Below are 17,087 nucleotides of genomic sequence, written 5' to 3'. Positions count from 1 at the left end.
TAGCTTATATCATAGATTTTCCTATATTTTCGTAATGTCCTTAGCCTTTTGCGATTATTTCTTGACGTATTTGCCATCAATACGATGATTAAATTCAGAAATCGAAGAATCTTGTAGTGGCGTAGGTAATAAGGAGGAGGGGAAGTTTTGGTAACAAACAGGGCGCAAAAAGCGTTCAATTGCAGCGGTGCCGACAGAGGTCATACGGCTGTCGCTGGTTGCTGGGAAAGGTCCACCATGAACCATTGTTGAGGAGACTTCTACACCCGTTGGCCATCCATCAACCAAGATACGGCCTGCTTTACGTTCCATAATGGGTAAGAAAGCATGCGCTGTTTGAATATCTTCTTGATCAATATGTAAAGTAACCGTGAGCTGACCTTGTAGATTCTCTGTAATTTGATGAAGCTCGTCGATCGTGTCATACGTTACAATCAAAGCAGCAGCACCGAACATCTCCTCTGATAAACAAGGCGTTTTGATAAAGGTTTGAGCGTCCGTTTGACAAACGATACTTTGACATTGATTAGGTGAAGAATTGTCTTGACCTTGGCCAATCAAATTAACATTTGTGGTCGTTGTTAATCGTTGTATGCCTTTTAAAAATGCTTGATGAATAGAAGGGCTGAGCATTGTAGAGGTCGGGGTTTGAGCAAGCTCTTTTTGAACATTGGTTAAAAAACTATCCAACGCCGCACCTGATTTAGCAATGATTAATCCTGGATTGGTGCAAAGTTGTCCTGCACTCATGCTCAAAGAACCAATAAATCCTTTGGCAATAGATTCAGCACGATTTTGTAATGCATGGTCAAACAAGTAGACTGGATTAATACTTCCCATTTCGGCAAAAACAGGAATAGGAACTGGACGTTCAGCAGCAAAGCGCATTAATGCTGTGCCACCACCCATTGATCCTGTGAACCCAACGGCACAAATATAAGGATTTTTTACTAATGCTTCGCCAACATCATTGCCTGTTCCACCGATTAATGAGAAAACTCCACTTGGCAAGCCACAATCTTTAATTGCTTTGGCAATAGCTTGACCAATTAACTCGCTGGTTCCTGGATGAGAAGGGTGAGCTTTTACCACAACAGGGCAACCCGCAGCCAGTGCAGAGGCGGTATCACCACCGGCCACTGAAAAGGCAAGAGGAAAATTGCTGGCACCAAATACAGCAACGGGGCCAATGGCAATCCGAATTTGACGTAAGTCAGGACGAGGCAAAGGCGCACGATCTGGTAAAGCAGGATCAAAACGTAAATCCATCCAATCCCCTTGACGGACGACACTGGAAAATAAACGTAATTGATTGATGGTACGACCCGTTTCGCCTTTGACGCGAGCTTCTGGAAGGCCTGTTTCAAGGCGTGTTTGATTGGTTAACACATCCCCCAATGCTTCAATATTATCAGCAATTTTATCTAAAAATTGTGCACGTTTTTCCAAAGGTAAAGAGCGATAATGATCGAAAGCTTCAAAAGCCGCTTTACATGCTTGATCTATATTTGCCTGATTTGCACAATAAAATTCAGTATTTAATTCTTGATTGGTTACAGGGTTAATTGCTTTGTATGTTTTTGAAGTTTGAATAGCTTGTCCAGCAATCAAAAGATTTCCAGTAATATGCATTAAATAATTTCTCCTAAAGGGTGATGAACATTAAAATCGATCAGGTCGAAAAGCGGATATTGAGACTGATGGTTGTTTACCTGTGACTAGATCGGTAATGATCTCGCCAGTAATGGCAGCCAGAGTTAGTCCAAGATGTTGATGACCAAAGGCAAAAAATAAACCAGGATTTTTTTTACTTTTTCCAATGACAGGTCGATAGTCTGGTAAAGTCGGGCGTGATCCAACCCACCGTTTAAATTCTGATTTTCTTGAAAACCCGAATTTATTGGCATATTCTTCTAATTTTCCCCATTTACGTTCATCTGGCTTGGCGCTGAATTGAGTAAATTCAACAAAAGATGCTAAACGTAAACGGTTTTCAAACCGCGTGACAATAAAGGAAAGATCTTCAAAAACCAGTGGTGGTAAATCATAAGAGCCGTCATGCTCCCATTCAATATGATAACCGCGCTCGGCAATGACAGGAAAATATTCCCCCATCTTTTTCAATAATTCGCCAGACCTTGCCCCAGCACAAATCAAAACGTTTTGATATGAGATAGCAATATTGTTACCGAATATAATTTTGGTCTGTCCATTATCAGGTTGAATGGAGGTGACATGCTCATATTTAAATATCCCACCATGTTCAATGAAATGATTCTTACAAACCTCTAACAATGTTGATACATTTTTGATTTGTCCTGTTTTTTCAAAACAAAGACCATTCACAGGTTGGGTGCTGAGTTGTTGGCTGATTCGTTCTAAGGTTTGTTTGTCCATAGAATGAACGCTGGCTGTACCGATATCAGCGTTCTGCCAATCATTACAGCCATGTTCCCCTTTATCCTTGTCATGATAAATCACATAATGGCCATCAATCATCAACAAATCGGGTTGGTTAATTGAATTTACCAATCTTTCCCATGATGCAACAGAATGATTCAAAAGAGATTTGATCGATTCTTTACCTTCATTAACTTGTTTTTGTGAAAAGCTGGCTTTTAAATAGTTTGCAAACCAAGGAAACCATTTATGTGGATATTGCCAACCAATATCTAATGCACCCCCCATACAAAAAAGTCTTCTATATCCAGTAAGTGCATTTTCACGATTAGCCAATGGCATAACTTGTTCAATAGCGATATGTCCAGCATTCCCATAAGAGGCTGGAAATTGCTGATCTTGGATGATCGTGACGGTCAAACCAGCACGTTGCAAATGAATTGCACTGAGCAAGCCGATAATACCGCCGCCAATAATTACCATTTCGTTATTTTGCATATTGGCCATAATTTTTTCGCTTCTCACAAAAATTTTATATACAAATATATTCGTATTTCGTATACGATATACAATATGTATTAGATTACAACCTGTTTGTGAAAAAATACAAGTAACATTCTGAAGAGAATTTCATTTAAATCGAACAAGGAAATACACAATGAAATGGACCGGCGTTTTCCCAGCAGCAACAACACAGTTTGCTCCTGATCTTTCTATTGATATCAAAGCGACTCAAGATGTATTAGATGCACTGATCAAAGACGGCGTTCACGGGTTGGTCGTCATGGGTACTTGTGGTGAAAATAACTCTTTGGAACCAGAAGAAAAGATTCGCGTTTTAGAAGCAGCATGTGAAGTCGTGAATAAACGCGTTCCTATTATTGTGGGAATCTCTGAAATGACGACAGGCCGTGGCGTTAAATTTGCCAAAGAAGCTACTCGAATCGGTGCAGATTGTTTGATGGTTTTACCAGCAATGGTATATGTGCCTAAAGAAAACGAATTGGTTGCACATTTCAAAGACATTGCTGCAGCAACAGATTTACCATTAATGCTTTATAACAATCCCAACGCATATCGCGTGAATATCGGTGCGGATGTTTTGTCACAATTGACTGAAGTGAAAAATATTGTTGCAGTTAAAGAGAGCTCTCCTGATACAAAACGTTACACAGATTTATATAATGCCTTTGGCGATCGTTATTTAATGATGGCAGGGTTGGATGATGTGGCTTACGAAGGGTTATTATTAGGCGCAAAAGGCTGGATTTCAGGTTTAACCAGTGCATTTCCTCAAGAATCAGTTGCTTTGGTAGCTGCTTTAGAAAAAGGTGATTTAAAAACTGCATTGGCAATTTATCGTTGGTTTATGCCTTTATTACATCTGGATGCAGAACATGATTTGGTTCAATGTATTAAGCTTGCTGAACAAATTATGGGTCGTGGTAATGAACGTGTCCGTAAACCACGTTATGTATTAGAAGGCGCTCGTCGTAAAGAAATCATTGATATGGTAGAACAAGCAGCGAAAACACGTCCAACTTTGTTATCGACTGCGGCTTAGGTCTATATAACTCTGGGGTAAAATTCGCCCCAGATGATGCTTATATTCTGTTCCCTTACTTGAATTGAAAAATAATAACATGCAGCATACTTTTTTTTGTGTAGATGGACATACCGCTGGAAATCCTGTGCGATTGGTTGCGGGTGGCGCGCCTTTATTAAAAGGGAAAAATATGAGCGAACGTCGACAAGATTTTCTAAATCGTTTTGACTGGATTAGAACAGGCTTATGTTTCGAACCTCGTGGGCATGATATGATGTCAGGTGGATTTTTATATCCTCCTACACAAGAAGATACTGATGCTGGGATTTTATTTATTGAAACCAGTGGTTGCTTACCAATGTGTGGGCATGGCACGATTGGATTGGTCACTTTTGGATTGGAACATGGATTAATACAACCCAGAACACCTGGTAAATTAAGATTAGAAGTGCCTGCTGGGATTATCGAAATTGATTATCAATATGAAATTAACAAAGTTACGGCTGTGACCATTCATAATATTCCTGCTTTTGTCGAAGCAACAGGGATTGTGATTGATGTTCCAGAGCTTGGTCAATTAACCGTTGATGTGGCGTACGGTGGGAATTTTTACGCAATCGTTGAGCCTCAAGGAAACTATCACAGCATCGATCAACTTGGCGCTGCTGCAATTTTAAAATACAGTCCGATTGTCCGTGCGTTAATGCGAGACGCTATTCAACCAGTGCATCCTTTGGATTCAACCATTAAAGGCGTCAGCCATGTATTATGGGCTGATCCTCAAACTGATCGTCTACGCGGTCGTAACGCAGTATTCTATGGGGATAAAGCCATTGATCGCAGCCCTTGTGGTACAGGAACTTCGGCAAGAATAGCGCATTTATGGCATAAAAAACAATTATCTGTCGGTGAAGCTTTTACTCATGAAAGCTTTATTCATAGTAAGTTCATCGCAACCATTGCAGCAGAAACGGATATTAATGGAAAACCTGCTATTCTTCCATTAATTCAAGGCAGTGCCATTTCAACGGGATTTAATACAATTTGGATTAATAAAGAAGATCCTTTTCACAAAGGATTTCAAATCGTTTAATTGATATCATTATTAAGTTTCTGATATTTCAAATTTATATCAGAAACTTATTTTTACAATTAGATTAGCCGACAAATTTACTGACTGCGTTTAATAATGCTTTCAAAGAAGAGCTAAGAATATCGTTATCGATCGCAACCCCCCAGAAGCTCTCACCAGTTTTATTAGAACATTTGATATAGCTTATTGAACGACTATCACTATTTTTCCCTAAAGTATGTTCATTATATTCTACAATACGAAAATCTAGATGTGTTTTTTCTTTTAAGATTGCTGTTCCTGCGGATAATACACCATTACCTTCACCTTCCATCGTTGATTTTTTACCATCAATATTCAATGTTAATTTCAATTTAGTGCTGTTGGGCGCATTTTGCTCGACATTAAATTCTTGTAAGGTCAATTTGTTTTGACCCGTTAAGCCATAATGTTCACGGAAAATAGACCAGATTTCAGCAGGGGTTAATTCATGACCTGATTGATCTGTTTTTTGTTGAATAATAGTACTAAATTCACGTTGTAAATGCGGTGGCAATTCAATTCCATGATTTTGTTGTAAAATCCAAGCAGCGCCACTTTTTCCAGATTGACTGTTTACGCGAATGACGGCTTCATAGCTACATCCTAAATCAGCAGGGTCAATTGGCAAATAAGGCATTTCCCAATAGGTATGATTTTGTTTTTGACGATTTTGAAAGCCTTTTTTAATGGCATCTTGGTGGCTACCAGAAAATGCACTAAATACTAAATCACCCACATAAGGGTGCCTTGGATGAATTGGAAGCTCGTTACATTCTTTGACCACTTCACCAATATGTTTAATATCATGGAAATCAAGGTTAGGATGGATCCCTTGGGAATATAGATTTAAAGCTAATACAACCAAATCAGCATTGCCCGTACGTTCGCCATTACCAAATAAGCATCCTTCGATACGATCAGCACCGGCTAGTAAGGATAATTCCGCGGTTGCAATGGCGGTGCCGCGGTCATTATGAGGATGGACGCTGATACAGACTTTGTCCCTTTGTGAAAAATGCGTGCAAAAATATTCGATCTGATCGGCAAAGACGTTCGGAGTGCTGGCTTCTACAGAGCTGGGTAAATTGATAATCATTGGTCTTTGTTCGGAAGGTTTCCATACATCAGCCACAGCTTCACAAATACGAATTGCGTAATCAATTTCAGCCAACGAGAAATTCTCGGGTGAATATTCAAATGTCCAATGAGTTTCTGGATTTTTATTACAATGATCGACCACTAATTGTGTGGCTGTTGTGGCCATATCGATAATTTCGTCTTGAGATTTATTGAACACAATTCGTCTGAAGATTTCCGCAATGGCGTTATAGACGTGAATGACGACTTTTTTTGCACCCTTTAACGCTTCAAAGGTGCGTTCGATCAATTCTGGTCTGGCAGCCGTTAATACCTGAATAGTGACATCTTCAGGAATCATGTTGTTGTCAATTAAGTAACGAACAAAGTTGAACTCTGTTTCAGAGGCGGATGGAAAACCGACTTCAATATGTTTAAAGCCACAATCGACTAATAATTTAAAAAACCGAATTTTACGATCATGATCCATAGGGTTGATTAAAGATTGATTGCCATCACGCATATCCACAGCACACCAAATCGGAGCCTTGGTAATAGTGTTATTTGGCCATGTGCGTTCAGGGAAAGGGAATGCGTTAAACGGACGATATTTTGTTTCTGGATTAGTCAACATTGGTTTTACCTTTTAAATGTCTTTATTCATGACGATTAAGAATAGTATAACCAAGGTCAATTTGATTCGCTTTTGAAGCCCAGACATGTTTTTGCTTAAAATGGACAATTTGTTCTGTTGTTGGCATTAAAATTGCTGTAAATTATCGTATGTTTGATAATATATAGCATGAATGGTTTGTCTGTTTTGACCCTCTTATCCGTTAAAGAATATCATTTTTCGAGTGAGCAGTTTGAAGACAAGTTGCATCGGCATGAATGTGTGCAATTATTGGTCATTAAAAAAGGGCTGATTCGAGTAGAAACACAGACAAGTTGCTCGGTCATTACAGAAAAAGATGGTATTTGGATCATTGCAGGGGCGATGCATAAGCTGACAATGCTTAAGGATACGTCTTTATATAGTATCTATGTTGATCCGTTTGCGCGTGCTGATTTTCCCTATAAAACTCAAGTCGTGAATATTTCACCGTTAATGCATGCGTTGATGCCGAAACTGGTTGGGATCGATAGTCATTATTTACCTCATTCTATTGAAGAATGGACGATTGAGCTCTTTTTAAACGAGTTGAGGTCGTTATCGGACTTGTACGCGTTTGAACTGCCTTATCCTAAAGATGCTGAGTATCAAGAAATCTGTCGCTATATATCTAAAAATCTAGACTACCCTTGGTCTGTGGCTGATTTTTCTAAACGATTAAAGGTAAGTGATCGAACCGTTACGCGTCAATTTTATAAACAAACAGGGTTGAGCTTTGTCGAATGGCTCCGCAGGAAACGGATGCAAGTTGCTTTGGAACTGTTAACCTCTGGCGAACCGATTACTCAGGTTGCTTTGCAAGTCGGATATGATAGCCCCAGCGCGTTTACCACTGTGTTTAAACAGAGGCTTGGGTTTACGCCGAGGGATTATGTGAATAAGGTGACTGGTAAGGGTTAAATATTTCTTATTCATTTTCCTTTAATTGAGATTCAAGTATGGATACTTGTTCTTGTGTTCTTTCAATAAGACATTCAATTTTACTCGAATTTTTGTCATTAATATTTTTATATTTATTACAAGCAATATCTTTTTCTTTAATCCACTCTCTTTCGTCTTTTTTAATATCTTTTTGCTTTTCAGTGGAAGATTTGGACAAAACTTGTTTATAAACTAGGTTGAGTTGTTGATCTAATTTTTGATATTCATCCCATAAACAGCTTTTTATATTTGAATGTTGAGAACTCACTTGATAACATTGTTGGTAAATAGTGAGATATTTGATACGACTATCTGTTTTCCGAGTTTGACAAACAACAACAGAAAAACGACCTTCATGTCCATATTCCATCTCATTATAGAATCGATTACACTCATCTTTACTTTTAATTCATTTGATTTGTGACGATTTAAGTTGTTTCTGTTCGGGAATTGATAAATTTTGTATTATGGTATGATACAGCGTATTTAATTGCTTATTACTTTTTTCATAATCAATCATAAGACAATTCATAATGTCTGCTGTCACAGGACTGCCATCGTTGCAGGCTTCTCTGGCAAGGGAAGTTTTTGCACAGGATAGAAATCCGAAAAGGGTTATAATGAAAAAAGAATTTTTTAATAGCATCTTATGTAATCTTTACAAAAATGAAATAGGATCAATATCCACATCAATCTTAACGCTTTTTTTAGCCTTAACGCTGGATAGCCATTGATGTAAAATCGGTTGAATAGCGATATGTTTTTGTGTTCTGAGTAACAATCGTTGCCGATAACGATTGCGCAGTAAAGCCAAAGGTGCAGGAGCAGGACCAAGAACAATCACACCTTCCATTTGCGGGGCGTTTTGTCCAAGTTCATAAGCAATTTGCATGGCTTCATCATTCGTATCTGCACTGACGATAATGGCGGCTAATCGTCCATAAGGAGGCCAAAAGCCCATTTGGCGTTCGGCGGCTTCTTGTAACATAAATTCGTTGAAATCGCCTTTGACCAATGTTTCCATAACGGGGTGATCGGCAAGGTAACTTTGTAACATCACGACCCCTGCAGATTGTGCGCGTCCTGCTCGACCTCCAACTTGGTGTAGCAGTTGCAATGTTTTTTCAGAGGCTCGTAAATCAGCACCACTTAGTCCAAGATCGGCATCAATTACACCCACTAACGTTAAAAACGGGAAGTGCCAGCCTTTGGCGACAATCTGGGTGCCGATAATCAGATTAACTTCTTTTTTATCAATCTGACGAATGGCTTCTGCGGTGGCTTTGGGGCTGGTTAAATTATCACTGGACATCACAAGGATCTTGGCATCAGGGAAAGTTGCGCGTGCTTCCTCTGTAATCCGTTCTATCCCAGGACCAATAGCCACCATACTATCTGGAGCATTACAGTGAGGACATTCTTTGGGAATAGGAATAAAATATTCACAATGATGGCAAACCAGTCGTTGAGTGCTGCGATGTTCGACTAACCACGCTGAACAATGAGGACACTCAAGGCGATGACCACAAGCACGACAGAGCGTTAATGGTGCATAGCCTCGGCGATTTAAAAAGAATAGAACTTGTTCGCCTTTTTCTAAGCGTTGTTGAGTGGCAGTGATTAACGGTGGCGATAAAAATAAGCCTCTATGGGGTGGAGTAGCCCGTAAATCAACAATTTGCACATCAGGCATGGATGCTCCGCCATGACGTGCGGTCAAAGTTAAATGATGATATTTATGATGATAGGCATTGGTTAGCGTTTCAAGTGATGGGGTTGCTGAGACCAACACAGCGGGGCAATTGGATAGTCTGGCTCGAACAATGGCCATATCTCTGGCATGATAAATAATACCTTCTTCTTGTTTAAAGGATGTCTCATGTTCCTCATCAATGATTATTAATCCCAAACGGGTAAATGGAAGAAATAACGCAGATCTTGCACCGACGAGAACAGATACTTCATTTTTGATAACGGCTTGCCAAGTAAGTTTTCGTTGTTTGTTAGTTAAGTCCGAATGCCAAAGTGCAGGTTTAACCCCAAAACGTTTTTCAAATCGTTCTACCCATTGTGAAGAGAGTGCGATTTCAGGAAGTAATATTAAAACCTGTTGCCCTTGTTCAATACACGTCGCGATGGCCTGCATATAAACTTCGGTTTTGCCTGAACCTGTTACCCCTTGTAATAAAGTAACAGAGAATTCTTTGTTGTTGACTTTTGTGCTTAGAAAATCAGCAGCTTCTTGTTGCTCTTCTGATAATTGCGGGATATGAAAAGAGGGATCTGGTTCCAAAAAAGGAAAATGATAGGGTAGTAATTTTTCTTCTAGAATACCCGCTTTGGCAAGACCTTGAATGACACTAGAACTGACTTGTAATGCATCTGTTAAAAAGCCAGTGGTAATTGGGTTTTCTTTATTCTTTAAAAATTGAAGAATTTTCTCACGGGCAGGGGTTATACGGAGTTTATCTGTTGGTAGATCAGATAAAACCCATCCTGTTTTAGGGGCGTTGGTTGAAGCATAGGTTTGAATGCCACGTAAAGCAATGGCTAATACTAGCCCTGGTGGTGATAATGTATAGGCAGCAACCCAATCTATAAATTGGAGTAGGATAGAAGGTAACGGAGGAATGGGTATAATAGAAATAATAGATTTTATTTTCTTAATTTTCTTAGATTCTTCCACAGGTAGAGCAATGCCTTTTGGTAGAGCATGTTTTTCCCAAATAACACCGATTTCTTCGCGATTACTCAATGGAATGATGACGATTGTGCCAGGTCTTAAAGAATCATGTTCAAGTTCAGGCGGAACTTGATAATAAAAAGGCTCTTTGAAAGGATAAGGTAATAATACAGGTAGAATATGAGGGCACATAATACTTAGAATGTTTCAATGATATATATGATATATATAATATTTATACTCTGATAAGCGGTGGGTCGGCAAATACTGAATATGACAAATAATCGATTTAATTAGAATATTAGTGTAATTATTACTTAATTTCTATAGGGTAATAAAGCATCACTGTTGTTATTTTATGGTATTATTAACCAAAAACAAATGACTTCATTATTATTGGTTTCGATTAAATATCCTAAGAGTGGTTGATTAAAACAGAATAAGTTATAAAAATTATATTGGAAAACGTCGTCTATCCCTATGAAGGATAGTCGCATTCAGACGAGAACGGCTTGAATTAGAAAAAATTTGACCCAATTAAATCCTAGAATGATTCTTTCGGTTTTAACGTAACTGGAACGGTTACTTTTTTCCCACTATTAAGTGTAATAATAATTGTCTGGCTATAATATTCAGCAATAAAAACTTCTTTTTGTTCCAGATTATTATTTTCTAGAAGATGCGCAATAAACTCATTGTCAGTATCAAATAATTCAAGGGGTAACCGTTGTATATCACCTCTTAAAATCAAAACAATCGAAGGCTCATTTTGGTCCTTTTCAATAATGGTCAATTGTCCATTAGGTTCAACTTGGGCGTAATGGATATCTTGAATAGAGCCGATGCCTCTGGAATGTAAAATGGATAACAGATTAATAATATCAATTTTATTATGTTTGTTATTAATTGTATCGATCATCAATTGACCATTTTTGATGATAATAATAGGATCACCTAATGTAAAAGATCGAAACATTTCAAACTCTTTGGCGACTTTATTTAATATATGCATTAAAAAAGTGCCAATGATTAATACTAATACATAAGTGTAAACAGGTATTGTATCGCTATAAATAACGCCACCTATAATACCACCGAGGATAAAATTGCCGATTAAATCAATGGGCGACATTTGAGAGATTTGCGTTTTACCCGAAAGATTAAAATAACAAATAACGATTATAAATCCGAGTATAAATTTCAGAAAAACTAATGCAAAATAGGTCATCAAAGCCCCTTTATTATCAAGACAACAATCGATTATAATTATAATGTAGAAAAGATAAGGATTTTGTCTAAAAGTTGTTTCTAAGTTATACCAAATATTTAAATAAAGATGAATGATATATTTTAAGAGGAATAGAGTTGATGATTAAAAATATCTTAACAATTGCAGGTACTGATCCCAGCGGTGGGGCGGGTATCCAAGCAGATATGAAAACTTTTTCTGCACTTGGAACCTATGCAATGTCTGTGATTACAGCCGTCGTTGCTCAAAATACTCAAGGGGTCAGGTCTTATCGAACAATGGACGCCGAATTTGTCGGGGAACAAATTGATGTTGTATTTGAAGATATAACAGTTGATGCTGTAAAAATCGGCATGTTGGCAAATGCTGACATTGTTAAAGTGGTGGCCTCGAAGCTAAAACAATATAATGTTAAAAACGTGGTTTTGGATCCTGTTATGGTGGCGAAAAGTGGTGATCCTTTGATTGATGAAACCGCTGTTGCCGCGATCAGAGATATTTTGCTCCCTCAAGTAACAATAGTCACCCCTAATATTCCAGAGGCTTGCGTTTTATTAAATAAAAAAGAACCGATTTCTTTGGATGAAATGGAAGTAGAAGCAAAGAATATATTACAACTAAATCCGCAATGGGTTTTGTTAAAAGGCGGTCATTTAACGGGTAATATTTGTCGTGATGTATTACGTAATTCACAAGAAACCTATGAATTCGTTGGCGAACGGATTATAACGAAAAACGATCACGGGACTGGATGTACGTTATCTTCAGCAATTACAGCCTTATTACCCACGATGACTGTTCCGAAGGCAGTTGAAAAAGCTAAGGCATTTTTAGAACAGGCGTTGCAATCAAGTTATCAATTATCTGTTGGTCACGGGCATGGTCCATTGCATCATTTTTGTAATTTATGGAAGTAAAAGATCAATTGTAGATCAGGGTAAAGTAAATGCTGGCTTTTGAATTATTACAACAATTTTTAGGATGGATGAAAGATAGTCGCAGAGCTTCGGAACACAGCTTGATAGCATATCAACAAGATCTAACACGATTTTTGAGCTTTTTAACTCAGCATGTAGGTGAAGAGCCTACCAAAAATACTTTATCGACCTTAAGCCATAAAGATTTGCGCTCTTGGTTAGCCAATGAAAATGATAAAGCGTTAAATAACCCACGATTAGGACATGGTCGCCATACGCAAGACGCCGCTATTCGCACACGTCGTCGCCGTTTATCGGCACTTAAGTCGTTTTATCGTTATCTAACACTTTATCACCAAATTGAAAATAGTGCTGCCACGTTACTTAGCACGCCAAAAACGAAACAGATTTTGCCTCATCCTTTATCGCAAGAAGAAGCAATGGCGCTATCAAAAGATATTGCCATTGTCGATCAATCGCCGATTGCTCAAAGCAGAGACATTGCATTATTTACGTTGCTGTATGGTTGTGGTTTGCGGTTATCAGAAGCATTGGGATTGGATTGGATAGATTTACACCATTCAAGACTGGATGAAGAAGGGGGCGTATTACGAGTTACCGGTAAAGGAAACAAAGAACGCCTAATTCCCATTTTACCGATGGTTGCAGAAGCACTAATGCAATGGAAAGCACAATATCCTGGCATTGCAGAAGGAAAAAATCCTGTTTTTATTGGATTACGTGGCAAACGATTAAATCCTTCGATTGCACAAAAAACAATGCGAGAATATCGTCGTATGATGGGATTATCTGATCTGGCAACACCTCATGCTTTACGCCACTCTTTTGCCACGCACATTATGCAAAATGGCGGAGATTTAAGGACTATCCAAACATTACTGGGGCATGCAAGCCTTTCAACAACACAGAAATACACATTGATGGACGAAGCACATTTGTTAAAAATATGGGAAAATGCGCATCCCCGTGCACGTCAGGATAAATAATATGAAAAAAACGCTAATATTTTGTTTTTTTAGCCTTTTTATTTTGTTACACAGTGCAGCCTCCAATGATGTGCAAGCTCAAACTTCGTGTGATTATGAAAAACTGGGACAAGCATCTTTAAAAGATGTTGGCGGTTTTTTATTGGTTACCGTCAGCATTAATGGCCATCCATTTAATATGGTGGTGGATACTGGGTCAGAGGGCAGCTTAATCTTTCCAGAAGGGGCAAAATTATTAAACCTGCCCATTGATCCTAATCGTCAAACGGTTGTTCAAGGTCCAAGAGGTGGGCAAGAGCTTGTCAAAAATGTGTTTATTCGGCAAATGAAATTGGGACAATTAACGATTGGACCTTTGTCTGTACCTTTAGGAAACTTACCAACTTATCCTAAGTTAGATATTCCAGTGATAGGGTTAATTGGTGGGGATATATTGTCTCATTTTGATTTGGATTTTAATATCAAATCAGGAATATTGTCTTTTTGGCATATCGAATCTAATTCTATGCTGTGTCACGTGCCTCCTTTTTGGGGCGATGAAATGCAATCAGTAGCATTGAAAATGATAGGTCATCGTCCTTTTGTTACGGTTAAAGTGGATGGTAAACCGTTGGTGGCATTATTAGATAGTGGCGCGCGTTCCCGAATTGTTTCGTTTGAAACAGCCATAAAAATCGGTGTGCCTTATCATGTTTTAACCAAAGACCCTGGTGGGATAGCCAGTGGTGTCGATATGCGCAGCTCTCGCTATTATTGGCATAAATTTAAAACATTTCAATTGGGGCAAGATATAGAGCATAATCCAATCTTAACCGTTTCCCAGCTTTATGATTCAATGAATATGCTGATTGGATCAGATTGGTTCGCATCTCGTCATGTTTGGGTATCTTATTCTCGTCACAAGTTGTTTTTTATGAATAATGCAATAAGTAACGGGAAAACAAAATGAACAATATTCCTGTTAATACGAAAACATTAGAAGAAGCATTACAATTAAGTGAAGAGATTTTAACGGCGATAGAGTTGGAAACGACTTCGTTATCAAATTGTATGTTAAAAGCTAGTCGACTGGCTAGGTTATTAAATGATTTTGATTATCAGAAAATATTTCAATATGAAGTTAGTGGCTACCCAAAACACAATGAACAAAGATCATTAAATCAAAGAAATTTAAAGTTATTACAATTATCTAGAAGAGTTCATGAAGTTGTTTTGGAAGATAACAACTTTGAGTTACTTACAAATAATCAAAGTGTCAAGACACTAGAGGAGAAAATTAAGGCATCAGAAAATCTTTTACATCACATGATTGAACAAGATGCTGATTTAAACATATTTATGCATAATTTTTCAATATTAAAAATAAATATGGAGAAAAGAAGGTTTTTTCTTCATGAATATGTCACTAATAGGTATTACGAACTAAAATGCTCAAAAATTTCAACTGATATATTCTCTAGAACCAGATTAATGGTTGATAAAAATATTGGAAAATTAGTTCCTGATGCAATGAAACAATTTACCTCAGTTTATGAGAATTTAGCTTCGGAAAATACTGAAGACTGGTCGAATGCAGTGCATAGTTGTCGTCGTATCTTACAAAATATTGCTGATGCTCTTTATCCTGTTCGAGAAGATAAAATCATTAAATTGTCTAATGGTAAGGATAAAACAATCAAACTGGGTTCAGGGAATTATATTAATCGATTGGTTGCCTATGTCGAAGAACATACAGACTCAGATGCTTTTGAAAAAATCGTTGGTTCCAATATCAGTTATTTGGGTGAACGACTAGATGCAATTTATAATGCTATGAACAAAGGTACCCATGATATCATCACTAGCAAAGATGAAGCAGATAGATATGTGATTTATACTTATTTAATGGTTGGCGACATTCTATCTTTGATGAAAGAAAACGAATAAGCTCATTTAATAAATAAAATGAATATTAGTTTTACGTTGTCGCCTATTTATCTAAAAGTTACTATTTAAAAGGCAATAATCTAAAGAAGCTTAATTGTTTGATTAGAAAAACAACGGCTGGATGGGAAAATGTCCAAGGCATGATGCGATCTAAATTCTTTTATTAGGCAATAATACAAAAATAAAGGCACTAATAATCGTAATGATTCCAAGATATAACCAAGTAAAATGAAAATGAGTAGCAGGCAAAGCATGAAGATGAACTGTCTCATCCAAGGTTAAAAGAATAGCGGAAATCGCAACGCCAGAAGCCATTGAAACTTGCATAACGGTTGATAATAAACAGCTGCCTGCAGGTTGTCTTTTAGGGGATAGATCTAATACAGTGACAGTATTCATTGCGGTAAATTGCATTGAATTTACAAACCCTGTGATGAACATCAAAATAGAAATCAAAATCCATCTAGAATGCTCATTAACCAAGCAATAAGATACATAAGACGCACTTAAAATAAGAGTATTGATAAATAGAAAATTACGATAACCCATTAACTTGATTGCTTTTGAAACAAAAGGTTTCGCAACCATGGCAGATATTGCTAAGGGTAACATAGCAACACCACAAGCAACGGGTGATAAACCTAATAATCTTTGTAACATCAAAGGAATCATAAAAGGCACGGCACCACATCCCAGGCGGGCAACCAAATTTCCTAAAATGCCAATGGAAAAACTTTTAATTTTAAATAATTTTGGGCTGAATAAAGGATAATCATGATACAAAGATCTAATCCAATAAGCACCAAGTAATACTAGTCCAACACAAAAAATAATCGTGGGGAGCGTATAGGCTGTTGTTTCACTATATAAGCTGAGTGCATAAGTGACCAGCGCAATCCCAGCTGCAAAAATAAAATATCCCCATATATCAATACGGACATTTTTGTCATTTTGAGTTGGAAAATGTTTCAATGCGAAATAAATACCAGCAATTCCAAATGGAATATTAATAAAGAAAATGACCGACCAATTCAAATAAGAAGCAATAATACCGCCAACAATAGGACCTATTAATGGCCCCATCAATCCAGGGATTGTTACCATACTTAATGCTTTGATTAACTGATCTTTGGGAAAAGTTTGTATAACCGCCAATCGCCCAACAGGCAGCATTAATGCTCCACCCATTCCCTGTATAATTCTGGCAGCCAAAAGCTCATTCATGGTGTTTGATATTCCACAAAGTAAGGAGCCAAGGGTAAAGATGAACAAAGCAATACAAAAAATCGTCCGACAGCTATATTTTTGACACAGAACGCCCGTCAAAGGAATGAACAAAGAATTTGCAATCATATAAAATATAATAATATTTTTGGTTGTTGCTAATGGCGAATGAAAGATGGTCGATAAATACGGTATAATCGTGTTAACAGAAGTTGTATCTAGTGACGCCATAAAAAAAGCAATGGCGGCAACAATTGGTAACAAGGTCTTTTGTTTATCTTGATTAACAGCGTTCATGAGTATGTAAAAATATTCGTTTGTTGATTTGAATTCAGACGATTAATTCAAGT

The 17,087-nt window shown here is 37.6% G+C and carries 15 protein-coding genes; 7 read left to right on the top strand and 8 right to left on the bottom strand.

Annotated features, from left to right (window positions below; all coding sequences use genetic code 11):
• Nucleotides 1-54: 54 nt before the first annotated feature.
• Both PQG52_RS04390 and PQG52_RS04385 read right to left on the bottom strand, forming a co-directional pair.
• Entirely contained in the window at nucleotides 55-1,632 is a 1,578-nt protein-coding gene (locus tag PQG52_RS04390) for an aldehyde dehydrogenase (NADP(+)) (protein ID WP_271828110.1), read from the bottom strand.
• Nucleotides 1,633-1,662: 30 nt separating this feature from the next.
• Nucleotides 1,663-2,907 (bottom strand): NAD(P)/FAD-dependent oxidoreductase, encoded by a 1,245-nt coding sequence (locus tag PQG52_RS04385; protein WP_271828108.1) that lies wholly within the window; start codon nucleotides 2,905-2,907, stop codon nucleotides 1,663-1,665.
• A 151-nt stretch (nucleotides 2,908-3,058) separates the two neighbouring features.
• Between PQG52_RS04385 and PQG52_RS04380 the strand changes: the two genes are divergently transcribed.
• Nucleotides 3,059-3,964 carry a dihydrodipicolinate synthase family protein gene (locus tag PQG52_RS04380; RefSeq protein ID WP_271828107.1) on the top strand — a complete coding sequence of 302 codons (906 nt, stop codon included), beginning with the start codon at nucleotides 3,059-3,061 and terminating at the stop codon, nucleotides 3,962-3,964.
• Between the two features lie 79 nt (nucleotides 3,965-4,043).
• The gene (locus PQG52_RS04375) at nucleotides 4,044-5,039 is read left to right on the top strand and encodes a 4-hydroxyproline epimerase (protein WP_271828105.1); all 996 of its coding nucleotides are present in this window, start codon (nucleotides 4,044-4,046) and stop codon (nucleotides 5,037-5,039) included.
• Between the two features lie 64 nt (nucleotides 5,040-5,103).
• On the opposite strand, the gene leuA is transcribed toward PQG52_RS04375, so the two are convergent.
• On the bottom strand, nucleotides 5,104-6,771 hold the full coding sequence (gene leuA, locus PQG52_RS04370) for a 2-isopropylmalate synthase (RefSeq protein WP_271788673.1): 1,668 nt from the start codon (nucleotides 6,769-6,771) through the stop codon (nucleotides 5,104-5,106).
• Nucleotides 6,772-6,957: 186 nt separating this feature from the next.
• Here leuA and PQG52_RS04365 point away from each other — a divergent pair, with 186 nt between their 5' ends.
• Nucleotides 6,958-7,710 (top strand): AraC family transcriptional regulator, encoded by a 753-nt coding sequence (locus PQG52_RS04365; RefSeq protein WP_271828104.1) that lies wholly within the window; start codon nucleotides 6,958-6,960, stop codon nucleotides 7,708-7,710.
• Between the two features lie 7 nt (nucleotides 7,711-7,717).
• On the opposite strand, the gene PQG52_RS04360 is transcribed toward PQG52_RS04365, so the two are convergent.
• From PQG52_RS04360 to PQG52_RS04350, 4 genes are all read right to left on the bottom strand, one after another.
• Complete coding sequence (locus tag PQG52_RS04360) at nucleotides 7,718-8,101, bottom strand: lysozyme inhibitor LprI family protein (protein WP_271828103.1); 384 nt, start codon at nucleotides 8,099-8,101, stop codon at nucleotides 7,718-7,720.
• Between the two features lie 39 nt (nucleotides 8,102-8,140).
• The gene (locus PQG52_RS11455; protein WP_408869531.1) at nucleotides 8,141-8,377 is read right to left on the bottom strand and encodes a lysozyme inhibitor LprI family protein; all 237 of its coding nucleotides are present in this window, start codon (nucleotides 8,375-8,377) and stop codon (nucleotides 8,141-8,143) included.
• A 12-nt stretch (nucleotides 8,378-8,389) separates the two neighbouring features.
• A complete protein-coding gene (locus PQG52_RS04355) occupies nucleotides 8,390-10,606 on the bottom strand; it encodes a primosomal protein N' (RefSeq protein ID WP_271828102.1) in 2,217 nt (738 codons plus the stop codon).
• Nucleotides 10,607-10,958: 352 nt separating this feature from the next.
• Nucleotides 10,959-11,642, bottom strand: a complete 684-nt coding sequence (locus PQG52_RS04350; protein ID WP_271828101.1) for a DUF421 domain-containing protein — start codon at nucleotides 11,640-11,642, stop codon at nucleotides 10,959-10,961.
• Between the two features lie 140 nt (nucleotides 11,643-11,782).
• Here PQG52_RS04350 and thiD point away from each other — a divergent pair, with 140 nt between their 5' ends.
• From thiD to PQG52_RS04330, 4 genes are read left to right on the top strand one after another with little or no spacing between them, the layout of a single operon-like run.
• Nucleotides 11,783-12,580 (top strand): bifunctional hydroxymethylpyrimidine kinase/phosphomethylpyrimidine kinase, encoded by a 798-nt coding sequence (gene thiD / locus PQG52_RS04345; protein ID WP_271828100.1) that lies wholly within the window; start codon nucleotides 11,783-11,785, stop codon nucleotides 12,578-12,580.
• 29 nt (nucleotides 12,581-12,609) lie between these two features.
• Entirely contained in the window at nucleotides 12,610-13,587 is a 978-nt protein-coding gene (locus PQG52_RS04340) for a tyrosine recombinase XerC (protein ID WP_271828099.1), read from the top strand.
• A gap of 1 nt (nucleotide 13,588) precedes the next feature.
• Nucleotides 13,589-14,536 (top strand): aspartyl protease family protein, encoded by a 948-nt coding sequence (locus tag PQG52_RS04335; protein WP_271828098.1) that lies wholly within the window; start codon nucleotides 13,589-13,591, stop codon nucleotides 14,534-14,536.
• Nucleotides 14,533-15,513: an AbiTii domain-containing protein gene (locus PQG52_RS04330; protein WP_271828097.1), complete on the top strand. Its 981-nt coding sequence runs from the start codon at nucleotides 14,533-14,535 to the stop codon at nucleotides 15,511-15,513. The genes PQG52_RS04335 and PQG52_RS04330 overlap by 4 nt, the downstream gene beginning before the upstream one ends.
• Before the next feature lie 150 nt (nucleotides 15,514-15,663).
• On the opposite strand, the gene PQG52_RS04325 is transcribed toward PQG52_RS04330, so the two are convergent.
• Nucleotides 15,664-17,034, bottom strand: a complete 1,371-nt coding sequence (locus tag PQG52_RS04325) for a DHA2 family efflux MFS transporter permease subunit (protein WP_271828096.1) — start codon at nucleotides 17,032-17,034, stop codon at nucleotides 15,664-15,666.
• Between the last annotated feature and the right edge of the window lie 53 nt (nucleotides 17,035-17,087).

Source organism: Commensalibacter communis, from assembly GCF_947179105.1.
GTDB lineage: Bacteria > Pseudomonadota > Alphaproteobacteria > Acetobacterales > Acetobacteraceae > Commensalibacter > Commensalibacter communis.
Note: the sequence above shows the minus strand (reverse complement) of the source record. Positions and strands in the feature narration are given on the sequence as shown.

Coding starts and splice junctions, on each gene's coding strand:
- PQG52_RS04375 (WP_271828105.1), top strand. CDS start 4,044: ATGCAGCATACTTTTTTTTGTGTAGATGGACATACCGCTGGAAATCCT.
- PQG52_RS04385 (WP_271828108.1), bottom strand. CDS start 2,907: ATGGCCAATATGCAAAATAACGAAATGGTAATTATTGGCGGCGGTATT.
- PQG52_RS04390 (WP_271828110.1), bottom strand. CDS start 1,632: ATGCATATTACTGGAAATCTTTTGATTGCTGGACAAGCTATTCAAACT.
- PQG52_RS04360 (WP_271828103.1), bottom strand. CDS start 8,101: ATGGAATATGGACATGAAGGTCGTTTTTCTGTTGTTGTTTGTCAAACT.
- PQG52_RS04350 (WP_271828101.1), bottom strand. CDS start 11,642: ATGACCTATTTTGCATTAGTTTTTCTGAAATTTATACTCGGATTTATA.
- PQG52_RS04330 (WP_271828097.1), top strand. CDS start 14,533: ATGAACAATATTCCTGTTAATACGAAAACATTAGAAGAAGCATTACAA.
- PQG52_RS04380 (WP_271828107.1), top strand. CDS start 3,059: ATGAAATGGACCGGCGTTTTCCCAGCAGCAACAACACAGTTTGCTCCT.
- thiD (WP_271828100.1), top strand. CDS start 11,783: ATGATTAAAAATATCTTAACAATTGCAGGTACTGATCCCAGCGGTGGG.
- PQG52_RS04340 (WP_271828099.1), top strand. CDS start 12,610: ATGCTGGCTTTTGAATTATTACAACAATTTTTAGGATGGATGAAAGAT.
- PQG52_RS04355 (WP_271828102.1), bottom strand. CDS start 10,606: ATGTGCCCTCATATTCTACCTGTATTATTACCTTATCCTTTCAAAGAG.
- leuA (WP_271788673.1), bottom strand. CDS start 6,771: ATGTTGACTAATCCAGAAACAAAATATCGTCCGTTTAACGCATTCCCT.
- PQG52_RS04335 (WP_271828098.1), top strand. CDS start 13,589: ATGAAAAAAACGCTAATATTTTGTTTTTTTAGCCTTTTTATTTTGTTA.
- PQG52_RS11455 (WP_408869531.1), bottom strand. CDS start 8,377: ATGCTATTAAAAAATTCTTTTTTCATTATAACCCTTTTCGGATTTCTA.
- PQG52_RS04325 (WP_271828096.1), bottom strand. CDS start 17,034: ATGAACGCTGTTAATCAAGATAAACAAAAGACCTTGTTACCAATTGTT.